The sequence below is a fragment of the Bacillus xiamenensis genome (assembly GCF_000300535.1).
Taxonomy (GTDB): Bacteria; Bacillota; Bacilli; order Bacillales; family Bacillaceae; genus Bacillus; species Bacillus xiamenensis.
This window is the reverse complement of record NZ_AMSH01000001.1, coordinates 103,285-130,076: the sequence shown is the minus strand read 5'-3', so window position 1 is coordinate 130,076 and position 26,792 is coordinate 103,285. Positions and strand designations below refer to the sequence as shown.

Here is a 26,792-nt window from a genome sequence, read left to right as displayed (position 1 = left end):
GAGCAGAACGTGCGAAAGCGCCGCTGCTTCTTTTGGAGAACCCTAAGCTGCCGAGGCTTAGGGTTTTTTTGAACCTGAAAGTGATGAAAAACTAGAGGGGGAAGAAAAAATGAATGATCTATCGACAATGAGCAGCTTATCGAAGGAAGACATTTTAGAGCTGATTGAAGAAGCATCCGCACTGAAGAAGGGGAAACAGGAACATGGCTTAGCAGGTGAGTTTGTGGCGAACCTCTTCTTTGAACCAAGCACAAGAACACGCTTTAGCTTTGAAGTAGCGGAAAAGAAACTTGGCATGAATGTGCTAAATCTAGATGCGGCAAGTACTTCTGTTCAAAAGGGAGAGACGCTTTACGATACGGTGAAGACGCTGGAATCTATCGGTGTTAAGGCGTGTGTCATCCGGGACAGCACCGACGAATATTACAACGAGCTCATTGGGAAGGTAGGGATTCCGATCATCAATGCAGGAGATGGCTGCGGGCAGCATCCTACACAATCACTGCTGGATTTGATGACCATCTTCGAAGAGTTTGGCGGCTTCGAAGGTTTAACGGTTTCGATTCATGGCGATATCAAGCATAGCAGGGTGGCAAGATCGAATGCTGAAGTCCTCTCAAGGCTGGGAGCGACAGTACTCTTTTCAGGACCAGCCTCCTTCCGAGATGAACAAAACCCTCACGGCACGCATGTCGACGTGGAAGAAGCCATCAAACGCTCTGATGTGGTGATGCTGCTAAGAATCCAGCATGAAAGACACACAGAAAAAATGGGTAATGACAATTACTTGTCTACTTATGGATTAACAGTAGACAGAGCACGCAACATGAAAGAACGAGCCATTATTATGCATCCAGCACCAGTAAATAGAGGTGTTGAAATAGATGATTCATTAGTAGAGTCAAAACAGTCAAGGATTTTCAAACAAATGGAAAATGGTGTGTATATCCGAATGGCTGTGTTAAAAAGAGCTTTTCAAAAGAGCAGACTACATCAAAAAGGGAGAGATTCTGTCTATGTCATATCTCATTAAAAACGGTTTTATCTTATCGAGCACAGGGGAAAAAGTGCAGCAGGATATAAGGGTAGATGGAGAAGTGATTCAAGCAATTGGTCACTTAGAAAGAGAAGACGGAGAAGAGGTCATTGATGCAGCAGGTCTCTTTGTATCACCAGGTTTGATTGATCTTCATGTGCATTTAAGAGAGCCAGGCGGCGAGAAAAAGGAAACCATTGAAACAGGCTCTAAGGCAGCAGCAAGAGGCGGGTATACGACCATTGCAGCGATGCCGAATACACGGCCGGTTCCAGATACAAAAGAGCAAATGGAATGGCTCATGAACCGAATTGAAGAGACCTCATCTGTAAGAGTACTTCCATACGCCTCCATCACGACAAGACAAATTGGAGAAGAGCTGACGGATTTTGCAGCGTTAAAAGAAGCAGGTGCCTTTGCCTTTACAGATGACGGTGTTGGAATCCAAACAGCTGGCATGATGTACGAAGCGATGAAAAAGGCGGCGAGTCTTGATCGAGCGATTGTGGCGCACTGTGAAGATAATTCCCTCATTTATGGAGGATGCGTTCATGAAGGCGAATATTCAAAAGCAAATGGGTTAAACGGAATACCGTCAATTTGTGAATCGGTGCATATTGCAAGAGATGTTCTCTTAGCGGAAGCAGCGAATTGCCATTATCATGTCTGTCATATCAGTACGAAAGAATCAGTGCGAGTTGTGCGAGATGCAAAAAAAGCAGGCATTCGAGTGACGGCTGAGGTTTCACCGCATCACCTGCTTTTATGTGATGCAGACATCCCGGGTCTTGATACAAACTATAAAATGAATCCTCCGCTCAGAGGAGCAGAAGATCGCGAGGCACTCATCGAAGGGCTTTTAGATGGCACGATTGATTTCATCGCAACGGACCATGCGCCTCATACAGAAGAAGAAAAAAATGAAACCATGCAGCGAGCACCTTTTGGGATTGTAGGACTTGAAACAGCGTTCCCGCTTCTGTACACACGCTTTGTGAAAACAGGCGAATGGACATTAAAAGAACTCGTTGATTATATGACCATCAAACCAGCAGAAGCCTTTTCTCTTCCATACGGTAAGCTGGAAGAAGGTCAAACAGCTGATATCACACTCATTGATTTAAACAAAGAAATGGCAATTGATAAAAAAAGCTTCTTATCTAAAGGGCAAAATACACCGTTTGACAAATTGACTGTATCAGGATGGCCGGTCATGACACTTGCATCTGGGAAAGTCGTTTATCAAGAGGGGAGACTAGTAAAATGAAGAGACGCTTAGTGCTAGAAAACGGAACAGTATTCGAAGGAACAGGCTTTGGCAGCTTAGAATCGTCAGTGGGAGAAGTCGTCTTTAATACAGGGATGACAGGCTATCAAGAAATTTTGTCTGATCCATCGTACTGCGGACAAATTGTCACACTCACTTACCCTCTTATCGGCAACTATGGCATTAACCGTGATGATTTTGAATCGATCACACCGTTTGTGAAAGGGCTCATTGTAAAAGAACTTTGTGAAAAGCCCTCCAACTGGCGCTCTTCATATTCACTCGATGAGTATTTAAAAATGAAGCATATTCCGGGTCTTAGCGGAATTGATACACGCAAGCTGACAAGAATGATTCGAAGTGCAGGAACATTAAGAGGGGCTTTTGCAGGACCTGATGAACAAGTAGAAGACGTTGTGCGCCGCCTTCAAACCATGCAGCTGCCAACAGATCAAGTGAGTCAAGTATCTGTGAAAAATGCGTATCCAAGCCCAGGAAGAGGAAAAAGAATTGTGCTTGTCGATTTCGGTATGAAGCACGGTATTTTGCGAGAGCTCAATAAGCGTGACTGTGATGTCATTGTGGTGCCATACAATATTACGGCAGATGAAGTTTTACAGCTAAAACCAGACGGTATCATGCTTTCAAACGGACCTGGGGACCCAGTCGATGTACCAGAAGCGGTTGAAATGATTCAGCAGCTGATTGGGAAAGTACCACTCTTTGGTATCTGCCTCGGACACCAGTTATTCGCTCTTGCTTGCGGTGCAAGTACAGAAAAAATGAAATTTGGGCATAGAGGGTCCAATCACCCAGTCAAGGAACTAGCAACTGGCAAGGTGACCTTGACGTCTCAAAACCATGGCTATACGGTAAGTGCCATTAATGAAGACGTGCTAGAAGTCACACATATTGCGCTAAATGACAACACCATTGAAGGATTAAAACATAAAGAAGCACCGGCATTCACTGTCCAGTATCACCCAGAGGCATCACCGGGACCAGAAGATGCGAACTACTTATTTGACGAGTTCATAGAAATGATTCATACGACTGAGAAAGAAGGGGAAGAAGTATGCCAAAACGCGTAGACATCAAAAAGATTTTAGTCATTGGATCAGGTCCAATCATCATCGGTCAGGCAGCAGAGTTTGACTATGCAGGTACACAGGCTTGCTTAGCACTGAAAGAAGAAGGCTATGAAGTCGTTCTTGTGAACTCCAACCCTGCGACGATCATGACAGATACAGAAATGGCGGACAAGGTATACATCGAACCACTGACACCAGAATTTTTAACACGAATTATTCGAAAAGAACGGCCTGATGCGATTCTGCCGACACTTGGCGGTCAAACTGGACTGAACCTTGCTGTTGAATTATCAGATCTTGGCGTACTGGCTGAATGCGGCGTTGAAGTACTTGGAACAAAGCTGTCAGCTATTCAAAAAGCAGAGGACAGAGATTTATTCCGCAATCTGATGAATGAACTAAATGAACCTGTTCCAGAAAGTGAAATCATTCATAACCTTGATGAAGCGTTGGCATTTACAAATCAAATCGGTTTCCCTGTCATTGTCAGACCGGCTTATACATTAGGCGGAACAGGCGGCGGAATTTGTACAAACGAGCAAGAACTAAAAGAAATCGTCGAGAATGGATTGAAGCTAAGCCCAGTCACACAATGCTTACTTGAAAAGAGTATTGCAGGCTTTAAAGAAATCGAATATGAGGTCATGCGTGATAGCGGTGACCATGCAATCGTTGTTTGTAACATGGAAAACTTTGATCCTGTCGGCATTCATACAGGTGACAGTATCGTTGTGGCGCCAAGCCAAACGTTAAGTGACCGTGAATATCAGCTGCTTCGCAATGTGTCACTCAAGCTGATCCGCGCACTTGGCATTGAAGGCGGCTGTAACGTTCAGCTGGCCATTGACCCAGACAGCTTTCAATACTATATCATCGAAGTAAACCCGCGTGTGAGCCGTTCTTCTGCGCTTGCATCTAAAGCGACAGGATATCCAATTGCCAAACTTGCAGCGAAAATTGCTGTCGGCCTAACGCTTGATGAAATGATGAACCCTGTCACAGGTAAAACATATGCAGCCTTTGAACCAGCACTAGACTATATCGTTTCAAAGATCCCGCGCTGGCCGTTCGATAAATTTGAATCTGCCAACAGACGTCTTGGGACGCAAATGAAAGCAACGGGTGAAGTGATGGCAATCGGCCGTACATTAGAAGAGTCTCTTTTAAAGGCTGTTCGTTCACTTGAAGCAGATGTGCATCACATTGAATTAAAAGATGAAGCGGACATAACAAATGAAGTGCTTGAAAAACGGATTATCAAAGCGGGAGATGAGCGTCTGTTTTATATCGCTGAGGCGCTTAGAAGAGGCTATACTGTTGAGCAAATTCATGCATTCTCAAAAATTGATTACTTCTTCCTTCATAAGCTGGAGGGCATCATCGCATTTGAAAAGACGCTAAAAGAAAACAAAGGTAATGTAGACGTGTTAAAAGAAGCAAAACACAAAGGTTTCTCAGATATCTATATTAGCCGAGAGTGGGACATGAACGAAGCGGATGTCTACAACCTAAGACAAGAAGCAGGCATCGTTCCTGTTTATAAAATGGTGGACACATGTGCGGCGGAGTTTGAATCAGAAACACCGTATTTCTACAGCACGTATGAAGATGAAAATGAATCAGAACGAACAGACAAAAAAAGCGTAATCGTCCTAGGCTCAGGTCCCATTCGAATTGGACAAGGGGTTGAATTTGATTATGCGACCGTTCATTCAGTGTGGGCGATCAAACAAGCAGGATATGAAGCCATTATTATTAACAACAACCCTGAAACGGTCTCAACGGACTTTAGTATTTCAGATAAGCTTTACTTTGAACCACTTACTGTAGAAGATGTGATGCATATCATCGACCTTGAACAACCAGAAGGTGTCGTCGTTCAGTTCGGCGGACAAACAGCGATTAACTTAGCAGATGAACTATCAAATAGAGGGGTTAAAATTCTTGGCACTTCTCTTGAAGACCTTGACCGCGCGGAAAACCGTGACAAATTTGAACAAACATTAGAAACACTCGGCGTGCCTCAGCCAAAAGGAAAAACGGCTACGTCTGTGCCGGAAGCAGTAGCCATTGCGAATCTAATCGGATACCCAGTCCTTGTCCGTCCTTCCTATGTATTAGGCGGTCGTGCGATGGAAATTGTGTATCAAGAAGCCGAGCTTCTTCACTATATGGAGAATGCGGTGAAAGTCAATCCGCAGCATCCAGTGCTCATTGACAAGTATTTGACAGGAAAAGAAATTGAAGTAGATGCAGTATCTGACGGAGAAACGGTTGTGATACCGGGCATCATGGAACACATTGAAAGAGCCGGTGTTCACTCTGGTGACTCAATTGCGGTCTATCCGCCGCAAACATTGTCTGAGGACATCAAAGCGAAAATCGCAGAATACACGATTAAACTCGCAAAAGGACTCAACATTATTGGGCTGCTTAACATTCAGTTTGTCCTATCAAAAGGAGAAGTGTATGTACTTGAAGTGAACCCGCGTTCAAGCCGGACTGTCCCATTCTTAAGTAAAATTACGGGCATTCCAATGGCCAACTTAGCAACAAAGGTCATTTTAGGGGAGAAGCTCAAAAACTATGGCTACCAAGAAGGTCTTCATGTGGAGCAAGAAGGCGTATACGTCAAAGTTCCCGTCTTCTCTTTTGCAAAACTAAGAAGAGTAGACATTACACTTGGACCTGAAATGAAATCAACAGGTGAAGTCATGGGGAAAGATGTCACAATCGAAAAAGCCCTCTACAAAGGATTGATTGCATCGGGCATTCAAATCCCAAAAGACGGAACAGTTCTCCTTACAGTGGCTGATAAAGATAAAGAAGAAGGGCTTGAGATTGCAAGAAGATTCCATTCCATCGGCTATCATATTTTGGCTACAGAAGGAACGGCGAATTACTTAAAACAAGCCTCCATTCCATCAAGTGTTGTCGGCAAAATAGGAGAAGAAGGAAAGAACCTGCTCGATGTCATTCGAAATGGTGAAGCCCAATTTGTCATCAACACCTTAACAAAAGGAAAACAGCCGGCAAGAGACGGCTTTAGAATCAGACGTGAATCTGTTGAAAATGGTGTCGCTTGCTTAACGTCATTAGATACAGCGGAAGCGATTTTAAGAGTGCTAGAGAGCATGACATTTAGAGCAGACGAAATGCCAGAAGTGAAAACGAATGCTGAGGTGACAGTAACGATATGAAAAAAGCATACTTGACGGTCGTCTCGAATCGAGAGATCGCTGATCATATTTACGAAATGACATTAAAGGGTGACCTTGTCGAATCCTTTCAAACAGCTGGACAATTTCTTCATATAAAGGTCAGCGAATCCATGACACCGCTTTTGAGAAGACCGATCAGTATTGCCAACATTCATGCCGGCAAGCAAGAAGCAACCATCATCTACCGCGCAGAGGGCGAGGGCACAAAGCTCCTTTCCCAAAAGCGGACGGGAGAATCAGTCGATGTGTTAGGACCGCTTGGGAACGGGTATGACCCCTCAGTCGTAAAGCCTGGGCAGACGGCATTACTAGTGGGCGGAGGAATAGGTGTGCCGCCGCTGTATGAGCTGTCCAAGCGTTTAACGAAAAAAGGCGTCATCGTGAAGCATGTCCTCGGCTTTCAATCACAAAAGGATGTATTTTATGAGGAGAAATTTCAAGCACTTGGAGATACATTTATCGCAACCGTTGATGGAACATATGGCTCGAAAGGGTTTGTGACAAATGTCATTGAAGAGAATGAGTTGAACTTTGATGTCTTGCTTTCCTGCGGCCCGACACCTATGTTAAAAGCATTAAAAGACTCTTATCCCGATAAGCCTGTCTATATTTCAATGGAAGAACGAATGGGCTGCGGAATCGGTGCATGCTTTGCTTGTGTCTGTCATACCGATCAGCACGAGAAACCGTACGTTAAAGTTTGTCTGGATGGACCTGTTTTTAAAGCGGAGGAGGTGGCGCTATCATGCTAAACATCGAATTACCCGGCTTATCTTTAAAAAATCCAATCATTCCTGCATCAGGCTGTTTTGGATTTGGAAAAGAATTCGCATCATTATATGACCTTTCCTTGCTGGGCGGCATCATGATTAAAGCCACGACCCTTGAACCGAGATTTGGCAACCCAACACCGAGGGTGGCCGAAACTGGAGCCGGTATGCTGAATGCGATTGGCTTACAAAATCCAGGTCTAAAAGGCGTGCTTGAAAATGAATTACCTTGGCTTGAGCAGTTTGATACACCCATTATTGCGAATGTTGCAGGTTCACAGGTTGATGATTATGTCGAAGTGGCCAAACACATCAGTCAAGCAAGGAATGTCCATGCCCTCGAACTGAATATCTCCTGTCCAAATGTCAAAACAGGAGGGATCGCTTTTGGTACGGACCCAAAGATGGCCGCGTCATTGACAAAGGCAGTCAAGGAAGTCTCTTCTGTTCCTGTCTATGTGAAACTGTCACCTAATGTGGCCAATATCACTGAGATTGCTAAAGCGATTGAATCGGCTGGAGCAGATGGGCTCACCATGATTAATACCTTGATTGGTATGCGTCTAGATTTAAAAACAGGCAAACCCATTCTTGCCAATCAAACAGGTGGATTGTCAGGCCCTGCAATAAAGCCTGTCGCCGTTCGAATGGTGCATGAGGTCAGTCAGGCAGTCTCTATTCCCATTATTGGGATGGGCGGGGTGCAAAGCGCTGAAGATGTACTTGAGTTTCTATTAGCAGGAGCAAGTGCAGTCGCTGTTGGGACAGCCAATTTTGTGAACCCATTTATTTGCCCGGAAATCATTGAGGAGCTGCCGAATGTGCTGGCGGCATATGGGTATTCATCTGTAGAGGAATGTATCGGAAGGAGCTGGAAACATGAAGCACTTGCCCATCATCGCACTTGATTTTCCATCAGGGCAGGAGGCGCACGCCTTTTTAGATCTGTTTGAAGGGACACCTTTATTCGTCAAGGTCGGTATGGAGCTATTTTACCAAGAAGGTCCTGCCATCCTTGACGCACTGAAAGAAAAAAATTGCCGTATTTTCCTTGATCTGAAGCTTCATGACATTCCAACAACCGTACAAAAAGCAATGAACCGGCTTGCTGCACTTGGTGTAGATTTGGTCAATGTGCATGCAGCTGGCGGGAAAAGAATGATGCAGGCTGCGATAGAGGGGCTTGAAAGCGGAACCCCTGCCGGGCAAAATCGTCCAAGCATTATTGCTGTGACTCAGCTTACAAGTACGTCAGAAGAAATGATGAAAAAAGAATTACTGATTGATCGTCCATTACAAGAAGCTGTGCTTCATTACGGACAATTGGCATATGAAAGTGGACTTGACGGTGTTGTATGTTCTGTTCATGAATCAAAAGTAATTCATGAGCAAATCTCACCTTCCTTTCTCACTGTGACACCAGGAATTCGTTTACCAAATGATCAAACCGATGACCAAAAGCGTGTGGCGACACCTGCCTTTGCAAAAGAGCAAGGTGTTTCACAAATCGTTGTTGGGAGATCCATCACGAAAGCCGTAAACCCAGTGGACGCCTATCAACAAATTTTGAAAGAGTGGGAGTGACTGCCGTATGAAAATGAAAATCGCTAAACATCTATTACAAATCAAAGCTGTCTCTTTAAAACCAGACGAACCATTTACATGGGCGAGCGGCATCAAATCGCCAATTTACTGCGACAACCGTCTGACCTTGTCGTATCCAGAAGTCAGAAATGACATTGCGGAAGGTTTAAAAGATTTGATTCTCTCTCATTTCGAGGGTGCTGAAGTCATCGCAGGTACTGCAACAGCAGGTATTCCGCATGCGGCATTAGCGGCAGACCGTTTGAATGTGCCGATGTGTTATGTGAGAAGTAAGCCAAAAGCGCACGGAAAAGGAAATCAAATTGAAGGAGCCGTATCGCCTGGTCAAAAGGTGGTCGTTGTAGAAGACCTCATCTCAACCGGGGGCAGCGTTCTTGACGTGGTTGCCGCTCTAGAAGAAGAAGGCTGTGACGTACTTGGGGTTGTGGCTATCTTCACATACGGCCTGCCAAAAGCAGCAGCAGCTTTTCAAGAGAAAAACATTCCATATGTCACACTCACAGACTATGACACACTGACTGAAGCGGCACTTGAGCTAAAAGCGATTGATCCTTCTTCTATGAATAAACTAAAACGATGGAGAGAAGATCCTTCGTCTGAATCTTGGATGGAAGAAACGGTCTAAAAGCTGTGCAGCAAAGCACAGCTTTTCTTTTGGTTAAAAATAGTAAAATAGACTCAAATTTAAATAAAAACTAATCCTATCAATAAAGTCGGGTTGACTTTTGTTTGAATTGTGTTAATATTTAATACAAATTAAAATTCTTATCCAGAGAGGTGGAGGGACTGGCCCGATGAAGCCCAGCAACCTGCGATTCGCAAGGTGCTACTTCCTGCAAAATGATTCTATTTTGAAAGATAAGGAAATCGCGAACTTCCTCATCTTTCTTTCGGACTGAAAGAAAGTTTTTTTATTTTAACGGTGAGGAGGAAGAGGAGATGGAATTGAAACAAAATCAGGATGAGGACTTAGTGAAGCACATGAAAGAACTGATTGGGGATATGAAATTCGGTTCGATTACGTTGATTGTTCAGGACGGTCAAGTGATTCAAGTAGAAAAAAATGAAAAAATCAGATTGAAGTAATGCGGAGAACAGTAATAGGAGCAGTACTCCGAAAGGGGAGAAATAATGTTAACTTATGAAAATTGGCAAGAGCCGTCCATTACATTTCAAGAGGACGATTTGTATAAAGGAGCCCTATCTGTGCTGAAATGGGCGTACGGCCACTATGGTGATCAGCTCGTTTATGCATGCAGTTTTGGCATTGAGGGTATTGTCCTAATTGATCTGATTGCAAAAGTAAAAAAGGATGCGAGAATTGTCTTTTTAGATACAGGTCTGCATTTTAAGGAAACATACGACACCATTGATGCAGTCAAGGAAAGATATCCTGGTTTAGACATCGTGCTGAAAACCCCTGAGCTGACAGTGGAACAGCAAAACGAGCAGCATGGTGATAAATTATGGGAAACGAATCCTCAAAGCTGCTGCCATATGCGGAAGGTCATTCCTTTGCAAGAGGCACTATCTGGCTATCCGGCATGGCTTTCTGGCTTAAGAAGAGAGCAATCACCAAAACGAGCAGGGACGAACTTCTTAAATAAAGATGAGAAATTTAAATCAGTAAAAGTATGTCCGCTCATCCACTGGACGTGGAAGGACATTTGGAGATATACGTCTAGAGAAGAACTTACTTATAATCCGCTGCACGACCAGGGATATCCGAGCATCGGATGTGCTCCGTGTACACAGCCAGCATTTACAGCAGATGACTTGCGTTCTGGTAGATGGTCAGGGACAGCAAAGACCGAGTGCGGATTACATGAGTAAGGGAGCATAATGTATGGAAATCGCCGCAATTTTATTTAGTTTATTCTTTGCTTTAAACATTGGCGCAAGCGGAGCAGCCGCTTCGATGGGTATCGCATATGGATCAGGTGCCATTAAAAAGCCAATTTATGCACTCAGCGTTTGTGCAGTAGGGATATTAGCAGGCTCAGTGATTGGCGGCGGAGAGGTCGTCAAAACGATCAGCTCTGGGATTATGCCGGAATCTGTCATCACACTTGAAATTGTGTGTATCATTATTGGCTCTGCCGCATTATCACTTTTCATCGCGAATCTCATGGCCATTCCATTATCAACAAGTGAAGTCACAGTAGGTGCTGTGGTCGGTGTGGCCGTCGCGTATAAAGTGCTGTATGTGAAATCTATTTTAGTGATTGTCGCCTTTTGGATTATCATCCCGCTTGTCGCCTTTGTTTTTACCTTTGTCGTTGTCAAAATCATCAGATTGTTCCCTAAACGGACATTATCAAAAAAGGGAACATTGATTTTATCTGTGCTTCTCATTATCAGCGGATTTCTAGAGGCGTTTTCAGCAGGGATGAACAATGTCGCTAATGCCGTCGGTCCCCTTGTCGCCTCAGGTGTTTTGACAGTTGGGCAAGGAACCCTTTACGGAGGAATCTTTGTTGCATTTGGTGCGCTTTTGCTAGGCAGAAGGGTCCTTGAAACAAACGGCAAGAAAATTACCCGCTATCAAACGGGAGAAGGAATTCTATTATCGAGTACCGGCGCAGGACTTGTGATCGTCAGCTCTATTTTTGGGCTACCCGTTCCACTTACCCAAATCACCTCCTCGTCTATTATCGGGCTTGGTATGGCAAAGGGCGGACCGAACATTTTTCATAAACATGTCGTGAAAAAAATGCTGAAAGTCTGGGTTGTGTCACCTTTCTTATCACTCAGTCTCTCGTATTTGCTCGTGAGCCTTTTCTTAAAAGGAGACTATTACTCTATCTTTATCATGATGAGTGTACTGCTTGCCTCACTTGGTGCACTGAGTCTAATGAAAGCAGTCAAAAATGAGAGCAGCTCGATTCATGAACAGGGCGGCGGGATTTAAACACAAATCCGACTATTATGATCTACTAAATATGAACATTGAGAGGAAGATGAACAAATGAGTTTAACACCACATGGTGGCGTATTAATTAATCGAGTAAATGAAGAATTTGATCTGAGCACAGCTGCGAAGGAAATTGAACTGGATGCTATCTCTTTTGCAGACCTTGAACTTATTGCAATTGGCGGGTATAGTCCAATTGAAGGGTTTTTAACAAGAACTGATTATGAAGCGGTTGTCAGCAGTATGCGGCTAGCAAGTGGTGTCGTTTGGTCTCTTCCGATTACGCTGCCAGTCACTAAGGAAAAGGCAGCGGAGATTCGTCAAGGTGATATTGTACGTCTATCGTACAATGGAACGGTATACGGGGTCATTGAAGTGGAAGACAAATACACACCGGATAAGGAAAAAGAAGCAGTGAATGTGTATAAAACAGATGACCGCAATCACCCAGGTGTGAAAAAATTATTTGAACGCGGTGACACGTATATTGGTGGTAAAATTACACTGACGAAACGCAGTGAAAAACCATTCCCGCAATTTACGTATGAGCCAGAAGAAACAAGAAGACATTTTAAAGAAAACGGCTGGAAAACCATTGTTGGCTTCCAAACGAGAAACCCGGTCCATCGCGCCCATGAATATATTCAAAAGACAGCACTGGAAACAGTGGATGGTTTATTTTTAAATCCGCTTGTTGGTGAAACAAAATCGGATGATATCCCAGCAGATGTAAGAATGAAAAGCTATCAAGTGTTACTCAACGGTTATTATCCAAAAGACCGCGTCTTTTTAGGTGTTTTCCCTGCTGCAATGCGTTATGCTGGACCAAAGGAAGCGATTTTTCATGCGCTTGTGCGTAAAAATTATGGCTGTACACATTTTATTGTCGGCAGAGATCATGCGGGTGTTGGTGATTATTACGGCACATATGAGGCGCAGGAACTATTTGAGCAATTCACAAGCGAAGAGATTGGTATTACACCATTAAAATTTGAACACAGCTTCTACTGCAATACATGTGAAGCAATGGCCACACCAAAAACGTGCCCGCACGATAAAAGCGAGCATGTCATCCTTTCAGGTACAAAGGTTCGAACAATGCTGAGAAACGGTGAATTACCACCGAGCACGTTCAGCCGAAAAGAAGTCATTGAAACATTAATCGAAGGATTAAAAACGACGGTATCTTAAAGGAGGGTATGACATGAGTAACGAACATATCGTATGGCATGATTCATCTATTACAAAAAAAGAATATCAACAGAAAAACAATCATAAAAGCGGCATTATCTGGCTCACCGGCCTAAGTGGTTCAGGCAAATCGACGATCGCTAATGCAGCGGCTAGAGAGTTGTTTGAACAAGGCTACCAAGTCACCGTTCTTGATGGTGATAATGTACGACATGGACTCAATAAAGATTTAGGCTTTTCCGATGATGACAGAAAAGAGAACATTCGGCGCATCGGTGAAGTGGCGAAATTATTTGTTGAGCAAGGGACGATTGTGATCACTGCTTTTATTTCACCTTTTCAAGAAGATCGCCAAATTGTTAGACAGTTAGTCGAAGGTGGAGAATTCCACGAAGTGTTTGTGAAATGTGATCTAAACGTGTGTGAAGAGCGTGATCCAAAGGGGTTATATAAAAAAGCAAGAAACGGTGAAATTCCATTTTTCACTGGAATTGATTCACCGTACGAAGAGCCGGCTGCGCCTGAGCTTGTCCTAGATACAGGTGAATTGTCACGCGAGGAGTCCAAACAGCGACTGGTTGATTATGTAAAGAGAACGACGAAATAATCGCCTGATGGCAGGGGGAGAAAAGCACGATGGGGAAAGTATACATTGTAGGTGCCGGACCGGGTGACCCAGATTTAATTACATTAAAGGCCCATAAGGCAATACAGCAGGCAGATGTCATTTTATATGATCGTCTTGTCAATCAAGAGATTCTTGCCCATGCCAAACCGGAGGCGGAATTGATCTATTGCGGCAAGCTGCCAAATCATCATACGATGAGGCAGGAAGCCATCAATGAAGCGCTTGTTGCTCATGCAAAGGAAGGGAACGTTGTCGTTCGTCTGAAAGGCGGCGATCCCTTTGTATTTGGCCGCGGCGGTGAAGAAATCGAGTGTTTAGCTGAGCATGGTATTCTGTATGAAGTCGTCCCAGGGATTACCTCTGGTATTGCAGCAGCAGCTTATGCAGGCATTCCTGTGACGCACCGAGAATTCAGCTCAAATGTAGCCTTTGTGACAGGTCATTATCAAAAGGATGAACACTTTGAAGAAAAGTGGGAAGCACTGGCAACGGGGATTGATACCCTTGTGATATACATGGGCGTCAAAAACGTGGCAAAAGTGCAGCGACTTCTACTAAAAAATGGACGAGATCCTGAAACACCAGCTGCGTTCATTCACTGGGGAACAACGACAAGGCAAAAGACGACTTGCTGCACAGTGGCGACCCTGTCTGAAACGGTTGAAAAAGAAGGAATCGAGCATCCAAGTTTAATCGTGGTAGGAGATGTCGTTCATTTTCATCAAAAGCTAAACTGGTTTGAACCCGCACTGATCGAGAAATAAATGAAACAGGGAAAAGACACGCTGATGCATCGTGTCTTTTCGTCTGATGAAAGCAGGATGAGAAGGAGGAGCTAAATGAAACAAGCTGTACTTTATGTGGGACATGGAAGCAGAGTCAAAGAAGCACAAGATAAAGCCATCTCTTTTATGAAAAGCTGCATGCCATTAGTGAAAGCAGATATTCAAGAAATATGTTTTTTAGAGTTAACAGACCCGTCTATAGAAGAAGGATTTGAGACCTGTGTGCAAAAAGGAGCAACTCACATTGCGATTGTCCCGCTTCTCCTTTTAACCGCCATGCATGCCAAATCAGATATCCCAGAAGAGATTGAGAAAGTGCAAAAACGTTTCCCGCAAGTGAAGGTGACATACGGAAGACCTATTGGGGTAAACAAAGAAGTAACAAAAGCCGTTGTTGCAAGGATTGAAGAAGCAGGGTATGAAGGCGAGAAAGCTCGAATCGTTTTGATTGGCCGCGGAAGCTCGGACCCAGATGTAAAACGAGATGTATTTGGCATTGCGGACGATGTCCGGACGCTGCTGCCCCGTGCAGAGGTTCTCCCATGTTTTATTACGGCATGTGGACCAAATTATCGTGACGTCTTAGCGCAGTTATCAGAAGATGACAATACGCCAGTTTATATCGTTCCTTATCTATTATTCACTGGAATTTTAATGAAAGAGATTGAAAGTGAAGCAGATCAGGCGAGAGAGCGGCTTCGTGATGTTCGTGTCTGCCGGTATATTGGATTTCATCCGCATGTGAAATCAGCTTATATTGAACGTGTGCAAGAAACCATCTTAAACAAAGAGGGTGCGTTTCGTTTTCAAGGAGAAAGCCATGCTTCCCATTCATCTTGATCTAACCAATAAACAAGTGGTTATCGCCGGCGGCGGGCTGGTAGCGGCAAGAAGGGCGAGTGCGTTATGCATGGAGCCTTGCCGCATAACCATTGTGAGTCCTGACATTTGTGATGAAATGGCCAAACTCATTGAAACAAATGGGCTGAATTGGGAGAAAAAGAAAGTGGGCGCGGAAGATCTAAAGGATGCATTTCTCATTGTCGCTGCCACAAACGATCCTTTAGTGAACGAATGGATAACGCAAACAGCAACGCCTCATCAGCTTGTCAACTGCGTGAGCCAGTCAGAGTTTGGCAATGTGATCGTGCCGAAGGTTGTGAGGGCGGGAAAAGTGACGATTTCAGTATCTACGAGCGGTGCAAGCCCGTCTCGAACAAAGGAGCTGGCTGCGGCGATTGAGAGTTTGCTCGAACAAGAAGACATAGACGCACTTGATGCCCTCTATATAGAAAGAAAAAAACAACAAAGAAATAGCCGATAAAATCTCATCCAAAGATTTTATCGGCTATTTTTATTTTCGCAGCTTTAAGACAACATCTTCATCAGGTGTGACAAATAAGGTTTGCTGATGATCATACGTGACAAAGCCTGGTTTTGCTCCGTTTGGTTTTTTCACATGCCGAATTTTCGTATAGTCGACAGGGACGGAGCTTGATTCTTTTGCTTTAGAGAAGTAGGCAGCAATTTGTGCCGCTTCTAGCAAGGTTTGTTCATCAGGCGCTTGGTGGCGGATGACGACATGTGATCCAGGGATATCCTTTGTGTGTAGCCAAATGTCATCACGAGCTGCCGCCTTTGTGGTCAAGTACTCGTTTTGTTTGTTATTTTTTCCAACTAAAATTGAAATGCCTTGAGAAGATTCATACGTTTCCAGCTGAATGGCTGACGGTTTTTTCTTTTTGGCATGACGCTTTTGTTTGGCACGCAAATATTTTCCTTCAACAAGCTCTTCTCTTATTTCCTCTAAATCTTTTGGTGAGGCAGAGGTCAGCTGCTGTATCAGCTCTTCAAAATAAGCAATTTCTTCATATGTCCGCTCAATTTGTTCTTTTACAGCCTCTACGGCATTTTTTGCCTTTTGATATTTTGTAAAATACGCCTGTGCATTTTCAGAAGGGGTCTTATTTGTTTTGAGCGGAATCGTCATCTCTGCGCCTTCTTCATCGTAATAATTGATGACTGTCGCTTCTTTATCCCCTTTTTTTATCGCATATAAATTGGCCGTAAGCAATTCGCCATAGAGCTGGTACTTATGCGCGTTTTGAGATTCTTCTAGGGTTCTTTTTAGTTTTTTCAGCTTGTTTTCATTTTTCTTCTTTTCATTCACAACAAACCGTTCAAGGTCAGATGCCTGCTGTTTGACTCTGTCTCTTTCAGCTTTTCCGAAATAAAAACGGTCAAGCAGCTGGCTGAGAGAATCAAACGTCTTCATGTCACCATTGACATGCTGAAGTTCTAATAAATAAAAATACTCTTTCCCGTCTTTTCTCGTGAGCTGAGGGGTAAAAGAATGCGCCTGAATGAGCTGAAACATCTCGAGCAATGTACTTGGAATCGTTTCCTGATTGGCAAGACCGGCTCGGTAGACAGCTTCCTTAGCAAACAGGGGAGAAACCCCAGAGAACGTATCGACAATTTGATTGGCGATTTTCCCTTCTTGAAAACGTAAATGCTTTAAAATATCTTCCTTTGTCACGTCAAAAGGATTCAGCTTTTGCTGAGCAGGGGGCAGAAGATATTCATGTCCTGGCAGTACCGTTCGATAGCTGTTCACAGATGGAGAAAGGTGTTTCAGTCCGTCAATGATCTGCTCCGTTCCGTCTTCCACGAGAATCAAGTTGCTGTGCCGGCCCATAATTTCAATATAAAGCTTACGGGTCTGTTCATCGCCAATTTCATTTCGGCTTCGCACGTGCAGCACGATGACGCGATCTAATCCAATTTGTTCAAACCGTTCAATGAATCCTCCTTCAAGATGCTTCCTGAGGAGCATACAAAACATTGGAGGTTCGCTTGGATTATCATCATGATGCTCTGTGAGCTGCACTCTTGCATAGCTCGGATGAGCGGATAAAAGAAGCTTATGATTCTTCCCGTTTGCCCGGATATGAAAAATCAGCTCGTGTTTATATGGCTGATGTATTTTCGAAATTCTTCCGCCAGTTAATGTTTCTTGCAATTCATTTGTCATACCGTATGTAAAAATGCCGTCAAATGACATGTTGGATACACCCTCTTCTTTCACACAAATCTACTGAAAGAACCTTACGTATTCTCGTTCTTTAGGCAGTCTTATTATTATAGCATGATTTAGGACGAGTCTGAATAAACTGGCTTATAGAACACGGCATATGAGAGAGAACAAAAGAGGAGTGGACGAGGTCAAATGAATTGGCATGAACTGAACCAAACCGATTTATTAAAAACAATGAATACATCGATAGGTGACGGACTGTCAGAAAAAGATGTGCAAAAGCGGCTTGAAAAGCACGGGCCAAATGAATTGCAGGAAGGGAAAAAGGCGTCGGCTTTCGTCCTCTTTTTAGCGCAATTTAAAGATTTTATGGTGTTAATCTTACTTGCGGCAACGATCATTTCTGCCTTTTTAGGTGAATACGTTGATGCATGCGCGATTGTGGCGATTGTCTTTATTAACGGTGTGCTCGGCTTTTATCAGGAACGGCGGGCGGAAAAATCCCTTCAAGCGCTAAAGGAATTATCAACTCCGCATGTGTATGCAAGGAGAAACAATGAGTGGGTCAAGATTCCGTCAAAACATCTCGTACCAGGAGATATTGTGAAGTTTTCAAGCGGGGACCGAATTGGGGCAGATATCAGATTGCTCGAAACAAAGAGTTTAGAGATCGAAGAATCTGCCCTCACAGGAGAGTCCATCCCAGCGGTCAAACATGCGAGTCCACTTTCACGAGATCATGTCTCGCTTGGAGATTTGACGAACATGGCCTTTATGGGGACGCTTGTCACGAGAGGAAGCGGTGTAGGTGTTGTCATCGGTACAGGAATGAATACGGCTATGGGACAAATTGCTGGTATGCTGGATTCAGCAGGCAATATGGAAACACCGCTGCAAAGACGTCTTGAACAGCTTGGGAAAATTCTGATTGTTGCTGCTTTATTTTTAACTGTGCTTGTTGTTGTGCTTGGTGTGGTGCAAGGTCATGATTTGTATCATATGTTCCTAGCGGGTGTATCTCTCGCTGTTGCTGCGATTCCAGAAGGACTGCCGGCGATTGTAACCGTCGCACTTTCCCTCGGCGTGCAGCGGATGATGAAACAGAAATCAATTGTCAGAAAGCTCCCGGCGGTGGAAACACTCGGCTGCGCCTCCATTATTTGCTCTGACAAGACAGGAACAATGACACAAAATAAAATGACCGTGACACATGTGTGGGCAGAGGGGAAAACATGGCATATTTCTGGCACAGGGTACGAGCCGTCAGGTGATTTCACCTTAAACGGAGAGCTTGTCCATGTGGATAAACATCCGGCCCTGCAAAAGGTGTTATTATACGGAGCACTTTGTAATACATCGACTATCGTTGAAAAAGATGGAGAGATGAGGCTTGACGGCGATCCAACAGAAGGAGCTCTTCTCACCGCAGCGCGTAAAGCGGGTTTTACGGAGCAATTCATAGAAGCGGGATTTCATGTAGTGGAGGAGTTTCCTTTTGACTCTGAAAGAAAAATGATGTCAGTCGTTGTAGAAACGAATCAGAAAGAGCGGTATGTGATTGCCAAGGGTGCACCAGATGTGCTGATGAACCGTTCAAGTCATATGATGCACGGCGGACGCACCGCCTCATTTTCAAAGGCCCATCGACAAGAAACGGAAGCTGCGATTAAAGGGTTAGCAAGACAAGCGCTTAGAACCATTGCGATTGCATATAAAAAAGTAAGTCTCACAGAAAAAATCACATCTGTTCAGCAGGCAGAAACCGGTCTGACATTTATCGGCCTAGAGGGCATGATTGATCCACCTCGTCCTGAAGTCAGACGAGCAATTAAAGAGTGCCGAGATGCTGGCATTAAAACGGTGATGATTACAGGCGATCACGTAGAAACAGCTAAAGCGATCGCTAAGGATTTAAGCCTTTTACCAAAGCAAGGAAAGGTACTTGATGGGAAAGCATTGGACCAGCTTAGTGACAAAGAGCTTGAGCAAACGGCTGAAAATGTGTACGTGTTTGCACGGGTATCTCCAGAGCATAAGCTAAGAATTGTAAAGGCTTATCAAAAAAATGGTCATATTGTGGCGATGACAGGTGATGGGGTCAATGACGCGCCAGCAATTAAACAAGCAGATATCGGCATATCAATGGGGATTACCGGGACAGATGTAGCTAAAGAAGCTTCTTCTCTTATTTTACTTGATGACAACTTTGCGACCATCAAATCCGCCATTAAAGAGGGCCGGAATATTTATGAAAACATTCGCAAATTCGTCCGCTATTTGCTGGCATCAAATGTTGGAGAGATTTTGGTCATGCTGTTTGCAATGCTCTTAGCGCTTCCACTGCCTCTTGTTCCCATTCAAATATTATGGGTAAACCTTGTGACAGACGGTCTCCCGGCTATGGCTCTTGGAATGGATAAGCCTGAAGGCGATGTGATGAAGAGAAAGCCGCGGAACATGAAAGAGGGCATTTTTGCAAGAGGGCTTGGCTGGAAGGTCATATCAAGAGGGTTTCTTATCGGGCTTGCCACCTTGTTAGCCTTTATGTTTGTGTATCACCGCGATCCGAACAATCTTCAATATGCGCAAACGGTTGCTTTCAGCACACTCGTTTTGGCGCAACTTATTCATGTGTTTGACTGCCGCAGTGAACGATCAATTTTCGAACGTAACCCATTTGGGAATGTATACTTGATCGGTGCTGTTTTGTCCTCACTGCTGCTGATGCTTGTCGTCATTTATTACCCGCCGCTTCAGCCAATTTTCAAAACGGTGGCGATTGCACCAATTGATTGGCTGCTGATCATCGGCATGTCCGCACTGCCAACTTTTTTACTGGCAGGATCACTTTTGACAAGAAAAAAATAATTCGTTATGGTATAATTTTGAGGTAATAGTGTCTGCTATTACCTTTTTCATTTTATTAATATGAAAGAATTGGGTGTTTTAACATGATACGCAGTATGACGGGATTCGGCCAAGCGAGTAAAACGGATGGAGAACTGACAGTGTCAGTCGAGCTAAAATCGGTCAATCACCGTTTTAAAGAGGTTCATGCCCGTTTGCCGAGGCCGCTATTATATTTCGAAGATACATTGAAAAAAATCATTCTTCGTCACGTGCAGCGCGGTAGAATTGAGCTGTTTGTCACGATTGAAGGCGGTAAACTAGCAAGCCGGTCTTTGCAGATCGACTGGCCGCTCGTGGATGAATATATGAAAGCCGCAAAAGACCTTGAGGACCGCTATCACATTTCAGGCATTGAGCATGCACATGACTTACTTAAGCTGGAGCATGCTGTTCAAGTAGAAGAGTCGGTCAGCCGAAATGAGCAGCTCGAGCAATTGCTGATAGACACTTGTGAAGAAGCTGTGAAGGAACTTTGCTTCATGAGAGAGCAAGAGGGGACATCACTTCAAAAAGACTGTGAACTCAGGCTGTCTGAGCTAGAGGCTTTTACAGAAGAAATAAACGTCTTCGCGCCAGAGGTTGTGAGTCAGTACAAAGAACGATTGAATCAAAGATTGAAGGAATGGATCGGCGAGGCTCTTGAAGAAAGCAGACTGACCACAGAGGCGGCCATCTTTGCAGATCGCTGTGACATTACAGAAGAGATCACACGGTTAAAAAGTCATTTTCAGCAATTCCAGCAAATTTTGACGCAAGGCGGAGCTGCCGGCCGAAAGCTTGACTTTCTAGTACAGGAGCTCAACCGTGAAGTGAACACGATTGGATCTAAAGCAAACCATCATCATTTAACAAAGCTGGTGGTTGAAATGAAAAGTACTATTGAAAAAATAAAAGAACAAGTGCAAAATATAGAATAGTCATTGTGTATGCTGTTTACAGTGCGTCTCTTTCGGCGAGACTAGAGACGTTTATATTACAGGGGGACGAAAGAAGATGACCATAAAGTTGATCAATATCGGATTTGGAAACATCATTTCAGCGAATCGGATGATTTCAATTGTCAGTCCGGAATCAGCACCGATTAAACGAATGATACAAGACGCAAGAGATCGAGGCATGCTCATAGATGCTACATACGGAAGAAGAACCCGTGCTGTTGTCATTATGGACAGTGACCATGTCATCTTATCTGCCGTTCAGCCTGAGACTGTCGCGCAAAGACTTTCTGTAAAAGAAGAAATCATAGATGAAGGGCAGGGGTAATACGCCATTATGAAAGAAAGAGGACTTTTAATCGTTCTCTCTGGACCTTCGGGAGTTGGAAAAGGAACGGTCAGACAAGCTATTTTCTCCCAGGAAGATACGAAATTTGAATACTCTATTTCTGTGACAACGCGCAAACCACGTGAAGGTGAAAGAAATGGTGTTGATTATTTCTTTAAAACCAGGGAAGAATTTGAAGATATGATTGAAAACAAAAAGCTGCTAGAATGGGCAGAATATGTCGGGAATTACTACGGCACGCCTGTTGACTATGTTGAACAAACATTGAGCGAAGGAAAAGATGTTTTCCTTGAAATCGAAGTGCAAGGTGCACTTCAAGTAAGAGAAGCATTCCCGGAAGGTCTCTTTATTTTCCTTGCACCGCCTAGTCTTTCAGAGCTTCAAAACCGCATTATGACGCGCGGTACAGAATCTGAGGATCTTATTCGAAACCGAATGGCTGCTGCAAAAGAAGAGATTGAAATGATGGATGCTTACGACTATGTTGTTGAAAACGATGATGTCGAACTTGCTTGTGAAAGAATTAAAGCGATCGTCCTTGCAGAGCATCTGCGCAGAGACAGAGTCGCACCAAGATATAAAAAAATGCTGGGGGTAGAATAAACCATGTTAGATCCTTCAATTGACTCATTGATGAACAAACTTGACTCAAAATATACGCTTGTCACAGTGGCTGCACGCCGTGCACGTGAGATGCAGATCCATCAAGATCAACAAATCGAAAATACAAAGTCCTACAAATTTGTAGGGAAAGCACTTGAAGAAATCGATGCTGGTCTTTTGACATTCGAAAAAGAAGAGCAAGAATAACACATCGCTTCTGCAATGCAGATACGATACGTTCAAAAAAGTCAAAACTATGATTGGTTTTGACTTTTTTGAATTGTAGACGAATTTGTGAAAAAGGCCGTTAAGGGGGACAAACAAATGTTACAGTCAAAAAATATTTTACTCGGCGTCAGCGGAGGAATCGCCGTATACAAAGCAGCTGCACTCACTAGTAAACTCGTACAGGCAGGCGCAAACGTAAGAGTGATTATGACGGAATCTGCCCGTGAGTTTGTGTCTCCGCTCACCTTTCAAGCCCTATCTCGACATGAGGTGTATGTGGATACATTTAAAGAAAACAATCCAAAAGTCATTGCGCATATTGATGTAGCTGACTGGGCCGATCTCATTCTTGTTGCCCCTGCAACAGCGCATACAATTGGTAAAATGGCCGCAGGACTTGCTGATGATATGCTCACAACGACCTTGCTTGCTTCAACAGCTCCTGTATGGATCGCACCGGCCATGAACGTGCACATGTATGACCACCCAGCTGTCAAGCGGAACATTCGCACATTATATGAAGACGGCTACCGGTTTATTGAGCCAAGTGAAGGCTATTTAGCGTGCGGGTACATTGGGAAAGGGCGTCTAGAAGAGCCAGAGAAAATTGTTGAACACATTCGTGCGTTTTTTGAAGAGCCAAAAAGGCTGCCGCTTTCAGGTAAAAAAGTCGTGGTGACAGCAGGTCCTACACGAGAAGTAATCGATCCTGTTCGTTTCTTTACAAATCGATCGACCGGGAAAATGGGCTATGCCATTGCAGAAGCTGCCCAGCAAATGGGGGCTGATGTCACGCTCATTTCAGGGCCTGTTTCTTTATCTGCGCCTGATGGTGTGAACGTGGTGCACGTTGAATCAGCTGCGGATATGTATCAGGCAGCTTTAGATGTGTACGAGGATGCAGACCTTGTGATTAAATCAGCAGCAGTTGCCGATTATACGCCTGTTACGACCTATTCTCATAAAATGAAAAAACAGGATGGCGCAATGGAGATTGAATTCACGCGGACAAAAGATATTTTAAAAGAGCTGGGGAAAAGAAAAGAGCACCAATTGCTTGTCGGGTTTGCAGCTGAAACGCAAGATGTAGAATATTATGCGAAAAAGAAAATCGAATCCAAGCATTTAGATATGATTGTCGCTAACAATGTCACAGCAGAGGGCGCAGGCTTTGGCACAGATACAAATGTCGCAGCGATTATCAAAGCAGACGGAACAAAAAAAGAGCTGCCAATGATGAGTAAAAAAGACCTTGCTTTTGAAATTTTAAAAGAGGCAAAACAACTGTTGCCAAAAGAGCGTGATCAAGCATGATTGCTGAAGTCATTGTTGATGTCACAACAAAAGCCATCGATCGGCCATTTGACTATCGTGTGCCAGACCGTTTCAAAGACCTTGTCAAGGCTGGTATGCGGGTGGTTGTTCCCTTTGGCCCGAGGAAGATTCAAGGGTTTGTGACAAAAATCAAAGACGAAACAGACGTAAAAACAGGCAGCATAAAGGACATTGTGGATTTATTTGATGTATCTCCTGTTCTGACAGATGAGCTATTGGAGCTTTCCCACTGGCTGACGGAAAAAACATTATCCTATCATATCACGGCTCTTCAATCCATGCTGCCGGCAGCGATGAAGGCCAAGTATGAAAAAGAAATTCAGGTGCTGTCAGATGAGGAACTTCCGCAGTCATTGAAAGAGCTTTTCGGTCAGCAAGAGAGCATCCTTTACGCTGACATCCCGCCTGAACAGCTGAAGCACATTCAAAAGCATGTCCAAAAAGGTCATCTAGAGGTCAGATACCATGTCTCTCAAAAATCTGGAAAGAAAAAGGTGCGTATGCTTCAGGTTGCCGTTTCGAAAGAAAAACTCGAAGAAAAGCAGGAGCGGCTAAAGAAAAATGCGGTGAAACAGAAGGCATTGCTATCCTTTTTGGTTCGAGCAAATAAGGCGACGTTTTTAGCAAAAGACCTGCAGCAGCAAACAGGCGCTAGTTCTCAAACGTTAAAAGCTTTGATTCAGGAAGGTTTGTTAACAGAAAGCTACGAAGAAATCTATCGAGATCCTTATCGTGACCGGGAATTTACACCCTCTACTCCTCTTGATCTCACGACAGAACAAGCTGAAGCGGCCAAACCCATTCACCAAGCAGTGAGTGATGATCAACATGAAACGTTTTTGCTGCACGGGGTGACAGGAAGCGGGAAAACGGAGATTTATTTGCAGACAATTGATCATGTCCTCCAAAAAGGAAAAGAAGCGATCGTACTAGTTCCTGAAATCTCCTTAACCCCTCAAATGGTCCAGCGGTTTAAAGAACGCTTTGGCTCCAATGTGGCTGTTCTTCATAGCGGATTGTCGACTGGGGAAAAATATGATGAGTGGCGGAAAATCCACCGCAAGGAAGTCAAGCTTGTCGTCGGTGCAAGATCTGCTGTTTTTGCTCCATTTGAGAATTTAGGAATGATTATTATAGATGAAGAGCATGAATCGTCCTATAAACAAGAAGAAATGCCTCGGTATCATGCAAAGGATGTTGCCATTGAACGGGCTAGACGGCACCAATGTCCTGTTGTATTAGGCAGTGCAACGCCTTCGCTTGAGTCGTATGCACGTGCGAAAAAAGGTGTCTATACATTGCTGACGCTAAAACGACGAGTGAACCAGCAGCAGCTCCCGCACGTCTCGTTAATTGATATGAGAGAAGAATTAAGGAACGGCAACCGGTCCATGTTCTCAGAAGAATTAATGCTCAGGTTAAAAGAAGTGCTGGAAAGGAAAGAACAAGCCGTTTTATTTCTCAATAAAAGAGGCTATTCATCCTTTGTGATGTGCCGTGATTGCGGATATGTGGAGCAATGTCCTCATTGCGAGATTTCTCTTACGTATCATCGCGATCAAAAACGGCTGAAGTGTCATTATTGCGGTCATGAAGCTCCGGTACCTGCTGAATGTCCGGAATGTAGCAGTGAGCATATTCGCTATTTTGGTACAGGTACGCAGCGTGTCGAAGAAGAGCTTACGAAGGTATTGCCTGAAGCGAGGGTGATCCGAATGGATGTGGATACAACCTCTCGAAAAGGGGCACATGAAAAGCTTCTCACGTCATTTGGCAACAAAGAAGCCGATATTCTGCTTGGTACGCAGATGATTGCAAAAGGCTTAGATTTTCCAGATGTTACACTTGTCGGTGTACTGAGTGCTGATACGTCCCTTCATATCCCTGATTTTCGTTCAAGTGAAAAAACATTTCAGCTTCTCACCCAAGTAAGCGGCCGGGCGGGCCGTCATGAAAAAGCGGGCTCAGTCATTATTCAATCGTATACACCTTCGCACTATAGTATTGAATTAACCAAGCAGCATGATTATGAAGCCTTCTATGAGCAGGAGATGCTGCATCGCCGTCATCAGTCCTATCCGCCGTTTTACTTTTTGGCCATGGTGACTGTGTCACATGAAGAAGTGACAAAGGCAGCACATGTAACGGACAAAATTGTTCAGTTCCTGAAAATGAACTGTGCACCGAATACAAGAATTCTCGGTCCGGCTGCTTCTCCAATCGCTAAGATCAAAGATAGATATCGCTATCAATGCGTGATAAAATACAAAAGGGAAAATGAACTGGCAAGTTTATTACGGAAAATACAAGATCATTATCAAAAAGAAATGGAACAAAAACAGTTGATGATTTCAATCGATATGAATCCATATATGATGATGTAAAACGGAGGGCTTTTAGTGGCAATCAAACCGATCGTCTTACATCCGGCAGACGTTCTTGAACAACAAACAGAGCTTGTTGATACATTCGATAAAAAACTCAAAAAAATGCTGGATGATATGTATGATACAATGCTTGAGCTAGATGGAGTCGGCCTAGCCGCACCGCAAATCGGCATCTCAAAAAGAATCGCTGTGGTTGACATAGGAGAAGATTCTGGAAGGATTGACTTAGTCAATCCAGAGATTCTTGAAGTGGAAGGGAGTCAGACAGACATTGAAGGCTGCCTGAGCTTTCCATCTTTGTACGGAACGGTCGAAAGACCAAATTATGTGAAGGTGAAAGCCTTTGATAAGAAAGGCAAACCATTTACAATAGAAGCAGAAGGATTTTTAGCAAGAGCTTTATTGCATGAAATTGATCATTTAGACGGCGTATTATTCACGTCGAAGATCATTCAAACCTATACAGAAAAAGAACTTGCGGAAATGGAAGGGTGAAGAAA

25 protein-coding genes and 1 riboswitch are annotated in these 26,792 nt (G+C 43.9%); of the genes, 24 read left to right on the top strand and 1 reads right to left on the bottom strand.

Annotation, left to right across the window (positions count from 1 at the left end):
* Positions 1-109: 109 nt before the first annotated feature.
* The 16 genes from BA1_RS00645 (at position 110) to BA1_RS00575 (ending at position 15,832) form a co-directional block, all read left to right on the top strand.
* Positions 110-1,033, top strand: coding sequence for an aspartate carbamoyltransferase catalytic subunit (locus BA1_RS00645; RefSeq protein WP_008354618.1), 924 nt, complete (start codon positions 110-112; stop codon positions 1,031-1,033).
* Positions 1,017-2,303, top strand: a complete 1,287-nt coding sequence (locus BA1_RS00640; protein WP_008354616.1) for a dihydroorotase — start codon at positions 1,017-1,019, stop codon at positions 2,301-2,303. Before BA1_RS00645 ends, BA1_RS00640 begins: the two co-directional genes overlap by 17 nt.
* Positions 2,300-3,394, top strand: a complete 1,095-nt coding sequence (locus tag BA1_RS00635; protein ID WP_008354614.1) for a carbamoyl phosphate synthase small subunit — start codon at positions 2,300-2,302, stop codon at positions 3,392-3,394. Before BA1_RS00640 ends, BA1_RS00635 begins: the two co-directional genes overlap by 4 nt.
* Positions 3,379-6,594: a carbamoyl-phosphate synthase (glutamine-hydrolyzing) large subunit gene (carB, locus tag BA1_RS00630; RefSeq protein WP_008354612.1), complete on the top strand. Its 3,216-nt coding sequence runs from the start codon at positions 3,379-3,381 to the stop codon at positions 6,592-6,594. The genes BA1_RS00635 and carB overlap by 16 nt, the downstream gene beginning before the upstream one ends.
* Positions 6,591-7,367 carry a dihydroorotate dehydrogenase electron transfer subunit gene (locus BA1_RS00625; RefSeq protein WP_008354609.1) on the top strand — a complete coding sequence of 259 codons (777 nt, stop codon included), beginning with the start codon at positions 6,591-6,593 and terminating at the stop codon, positions 7,365-7,367. Before carB ends, BA1_RS00625 begins: the two co-directional genes overlap by 4 nt.
* Positions 7,361-8,293 carry a dihydroorotate dehydrogenase gene (locus tag BA1_RS00620; protein WP_008354606.1) on the top strand — a complete coding sequence of 311 codons (933 nt, stop codon included), beginning with the start codon at positions 7,361-7,363 and terminating at the stop codon, positions 8,291-8,293. The genes BA1_RS00625 and BA1_RS00620 overlap by 7 nt, the downstream gene beginning before the upstream one ends.
* On the top strand, positions 8,265-8,969 hold the full coding sequence (gene pyrF, locus BA1_RS00615; protein WP_008354605.1) for an orotidine-5'-phosphate decarboxylase: 705 nt from the start codon (positions 8,265-8,267) through the stop codon (positions 8,967-8,969). The genes BA1_RS00620 and pyrF overlap by 29 nt, the downstream gene beginning before the upstream one ends.
* Positions 8,970-8,976: 7 nt before the next feature.
* Positions 8,977-9,615 carry an orotate phosphoribosyltransferase gene (gene pyrE / locus BA1_RS00610; protein WP_008354603.1) on the top strand — a complete coding sequence of 213 codons (639 nt, stop codon included), beginning with the start codon at positions 8,977-8,979 and terminating at the stop codon, positions 9,613-9,615.
* A gap of 137 nt (positions 9,616-9,752) precedes the next feature.
* A riboswitch (SAM riboswitch) is annotated at positions 9,753-9,855 on the top strand.
* A 74-nt stretch (positions 9,856-9,929) separates the two neighbouring features.
* Complete coding sequence (locus BA1_RS18420) at positions 9,930-10,076, top strand: YezD family protein (RefSeq protein WP_008354601.1); 147 nt, start codon at positions 9,930-9,932, stop codon at positions 10,074-10,076.
* A gap of 45 nt (positions 10,077-10,121) precedes the next feature.
* Positions 10,122-10,823 (top strand): phosphoadenylyl-sulfate reductase, encoded by a 702-nt coding sequence (locus tag BA1_RS00605; protein WP_008354599.1) that lies wholly within the window; start codon positions 10,122-10,124, stop codon positions 10,821-10,823.
* 13 nt (positions 10,824-10,836) lie between these two features.
* Complete coding sequence (locus BA1_RS00600; RefSeq protein ID WP_008354597.1) at positions 10,837-11,901, top strand: inorganic phosphate transporter; 1,065 nt, start codon at positions 10,837-10,839, stop codon at positions 11,899-11,901.
* Between the two features lie 57 nt (positions 11,902-11,958).
* On the top strand, positions 11,959-13,095 hold the full coding sequence (gene sat / locus BA1_RS00595) for a sulfate adenylyltransferase (RefSeq protein WP_008354594.1): 1,137 nt from the start codon (positions 11,959-11,961) through the stop codon (positions 13,093-13,095).
* Between the two features lie 13 nt (positions 13,096-13,108).
* Positions 13,109-13,702, top strand: coding sequence for an adenylyl-sulfate kinase (gene cysC, locus BA1_RS00590; protein ID WP_008354592.1), 594 nt, complete (start codon positions 13,109-13,111; stop codon positions 13,700-13,702).
* A 29-nt stretch (positions 13,703-13,731) separates the two neighbouring features.
* The gene (gene cobA / locus BA1_RS00585) at positions 13,732-14,487 is read left to right on the top strand and encodes a uroporphyrinogen-III C-methyltransferase (RefSeq protein ID WP_008354590.1); all 756 of its coding nucleotides are present in this window, start codon (positions 13,732-13,734) and stop codon (positions 14,485-14,487) included.
* A 75-nt stretch (positions 14,488-14,562) separates the two neighbouring features.
* Positions 14,563-15,348 (top strand): sirohydrochlorin chelatase, encoded by a 786-nt coding sequence (locus BA1_RS00580; RefSeq protein ID WP_008354588.1) that lies wholly within the window; start codon positions 14,563-14,565, stop codon positions 15,346-15,348.
* Positions 15,329-15,832, top strand: coding sequence for a precorrin-2 dehydrogenase/sirohydrochlorin ferrochelatase family protein (locus tag BA1_RS00575; RefSeq protein WP_008354586.1), 504 nt, complete (start codon positions 15,329-15,331; stop codon positions 15,830-15,832). The genes BA1_RS00580 and BA1_RS00575 overlap by 20 nt, the downstream gene beginning before the upstream one ends.
* Positions 15,833-15,862: 30 nt before the next feature.
* Here BA1_RS00575 and BA1_RS00570 read toward each other — a convergent pair whose 3' ends face one another.
* Positions 15,863-17,572 carry an Rqc2 family fibronectin-binding protein gene (locus tag BA1_RS00570; RefSeq protein ID WP_008354584.1) on the bottom strand — a complete coding sequence of 570 codons (1,710 nt, stop codon included), beginning with the start codon at positions 17,570-17,572 and terminating at the stop codon, positions 15,863-15,865.
* A 165-nt stretch (positions 17,573-17,737) separates the two neighbouring features.
* Between BA1_RS00570 and BA1_RS00565 the strand changes: the two genes are divergently transcribed.
* The 8 genes from BA1_RS00565 (at position 17,738) to def (ending at position 26,787) form a co-directional block, all read left to right on the top strand.
* Positions 17,738-20,413, top strand: a complete 2,676-nt coding sequence (locus BA1_RS00565; RefSeq protein WP_008354582.1) for a calcium-translocating P-type ATPase, SERCA-type — start codon at positions 17,738-17,740, stop codon at positions 20,411-20,413.
* A gap of 83 nt (positions 20,414-20,496) precedes the next feature.
* On the top strand, positions 20,497-21,372 hold the full coding sequence (locus tag BA1_RS00560; protein WP_008354579.1) for a YicC/YloC family endoribonuclease: 876 nt from the start codon (positions 20,497-20,499) through the stop codon (positions 21,370-21,372).
* 76 nt (positions 21,373-21,448) lie between these two features.
* On the top strand, positions 21,449-21,718 hold the full coding sequence (gene remA / locus BA1_RS00555) for an extracellular matrix/biofilm regulator RemA (protein WP_008344898.1): 270 nt from the start codon (positions 21,449-21,451) through the stop codon (positions 21,716-21,718).
* A gap of 9 nt (positions 21,719-21,727) precedes the next feature.
* Positions 21,728-22,342 carry a guanylate kinase gene (gmk, locus tag BA1_RS00550; RefSeq protein WP_008354577.1) on the top strand — a complete coding sequence of 205 codons (615 nt, stop codon included), beginning with the start codon at positions 21,728-21,730 and terminating at the stop codon, positions 22,340-22,342.
* 3 nt (positions 22,343-22,345) lie between these two features.
* Positions 22,346-22,549 carry a DNA-directed RNA polymerase subunit omega gene (gene rpoZ / locus BA1_RS00545; protein ID WP_008354574.1) on the top strand — a complete coding sequence of 68 codons (204 nt, stop codon included), beginning with the start codon at positions 22,346-22,348 and terminating at the stop codon, positions 22,547-22,549.
* Positions 22,550-22,666: 117 nt separating this feature from the next.
* On the top strand, positions 22,667-23,884 hold the full coding sequence (gene coaBC, locus BA1_RS00540; protein WP_008354571.1) for a bifunctional phosphopantothenoylcysteine decarboxylase/phosphopantothenate--cysteine ligase CoaBC: 1,218 nt from the start codon (positions 22,667-22,669) through the stop codon (positions 23,882-23,884).
* Positions 23,881-26,289 carry a primosomal protein N' gene (gene priA / locus BA1_RS00535; RefSeq protein WP_008354568.1) on the top strand — a complete coding sequence of 803 codons (2,409 nt, stop codon included), beginning with the start codon at positions 23,881-23,883 and terminating at the stop codon, positions 26,287-26,289. The genes coaBC and priA overlap by 4 nt, the downstream gene beginning before the upstream one ends.
* A 15-nt stretch (positions 26,290-26,304) precedes the next feature.
* Positions 26,305-26,787 (top strand): peptide deformylase, encoded by a 483-nt coding sequence (def, locus tag BA1_RS00530; RefSeq protein ID WP_008354566.1) that lies wholly within the window; start codon positions 26,305-26,307, stop codon positions 26,785-26,787.
* Positions 26,788-26,792 lie beyond the last annotated feature (5 nt).

What these genes read in the sequence shown, in the direction of transcription:
- gmk (WP_008354577.1), top strand. Translation starts at nt 21,728, where the DNA reads ATGAAAGAAAGAGGACTTTTAATCGTTCTCTCTGGACCTTCGGGAGTT.
- remA (WP_008344898.1), top strand. Translation starts at nt 21,449, where the DNA reads ATGACCATAAAGTTGATCAATATCGGATTTGGAAACATCATTTCAGCG.
- pyrF (WP_008354605.1), top strand. Translation starts at nt 8,265, where the DNA reads ATGAAGCACTTGCCCATCATCGCACTTGATTTTCCATCAGGGCAGGAG.
- BA1_RS00625 (WP_008354609.1), top strand. Translation starts at nt 6,591, where the DNA reads ATGAAAAAAGCATACTTGACGGTCGTCTCGAATCGAGAGATCGCTGAT.
- sat (WP_008354594.1), top strand. Translation starts at nt 11,959, where the DNA reads ATGAGTTTAACACCACATGGTGGCGTATTAATTAATCGAGTAAATGAA.
- BA1_RS00605 (WP_008354599.1), top strand. Translation starts at nt 10,122, where the DNA reads ATGTTAACTTATGAAAATTGGCAAGAGCCGTCCATTACATTTCAAGAG.
- BA1_RS00570 (WP_008354584.1), bottom strand. Translation starts at nt 17,572, where the DNA reads ATGTCATTTGACGGCATTTTTACATACGGTATGACAAATGAATTGCAA.
- BA1_RS00645 (WP_008354618.1), top strand. Translation starts at nt 110, where the DNA reads ATGAATGATCTATCGACAATGAGCAGCTTATCGAAGGAAGACATTTTA.
- BA1_RS00580 (WP_008354588.1), top strand. Translation starts at nt 14,563, where the DNA reads ATGAAACAAGCTGTACTTTATGTGGGACATGGAAGCAGAGTCAAAGAA.
- BA1_RS00640 (WP_008354616.1), top strand. Translation starts at nt 1,017, where the DNA reads ATGTCATATCTCATTAAAAACGGTTTTATCTTATCGAGCACAGGGGAA.
- carB (WP_008354612.1), top strand. Translation starts at nt 3,379, where the DNA reads ATGCCAAAACGCGTAGACATCAAAAAGATTTTAGTCATTGGATCAGGT.
- rpoZ (WP_008354574.1), top strand. Translation starts at nt 22,346, where the DNA reads ATGTTAGATCCTTCAATTGACTCATTGATGAACAAACTTGACTCAAAA.
- BA1_RS00565 (WP_008354582.1), top strand. Translation starts at nt 17,738, where the DNA reads ATGAATTGGCATGAACTGAACCAAACCGATTTATTAAAAACAATGAAT.
- pyrE (WP_008354603.1), top strand. Translation starts at nt 8,977, where the DNA reads ATGAAAATGAAAATCGCTAAACATCTATTACAAATCAAAGCTGTCTCT.
- cysC (WP_008354592.1), top strand. Translation starts at nt 13,109, where the DNA reads ATGAGTAACGAACATATCGTATGGCATGATTCATCTATTACAAAAAAA.
- BA1_RS00635 (WP_008354614.1), top strand. Translation starts at nt 2,300, where the DNA reads ATGAAGAGACGCTTAGTGCTAGAAAACGGAACAGTATTCGAAGGAACA.
- BA1_RS18420 (WP_008354601.1), top strand. Translation starts at nt 9,930, where the DNA reads ATGGAATTGAAACAAAATCAGGATGAGGACTTAGTGAAGCACATGAAA.
- BA1_RS00620 (WP_008354606.1), top strand. Translation starts at nt 7,361, where the DNA reads ATGCTAAACATCGAATTACCCGGCTTATCTTTAAAAAATCCAATCATT.
- coaBC (WP_008354571.1), top strand. Translation starts at nt 22,667, where the DNA reads ATGTTACAGTCAAAAAATATTTTACTCGGCGTCAGCGGAGGAATCGCC.
- BA1_RS00600 (WP_008354597.1), top strand. Translation starts at nt 10,837, where the DNA reads ATGGAAATCGCCGCAATTTTATTTAGTTTATTCTTTGCTTTAAACATT.
- BA1_RS00560 (WP_008354579.1), top strand. Translation starts at nt 20,497, where the DNA reads ATGATACGCAGTATGACGGGATTCGGCCAAGCGAGTAAAACGGATGGA.
- BA1_RS00575 (WP_008354586.1), top strand. Translation starts at nt 15,329, where the DNA reads ATGCTTCCCATTCATCTTGATCTAACCAATAAACAAGTGGTTATCGCC.
- cobA (WP_008354590.1), top strand. Translation starts at nt 13,732, where the DNA reads ATGGGGAAAGTATACATTGTAGGTGCCGGACCGGGTGACCCAGATTTA.
- priA (WP_008354568.1), top strand. Translation starts at nt 23,881, where the DNA reads ATGATTGCTGAAGTCATTGTTGATGTCACAACAAAAGCCATCGATCGG.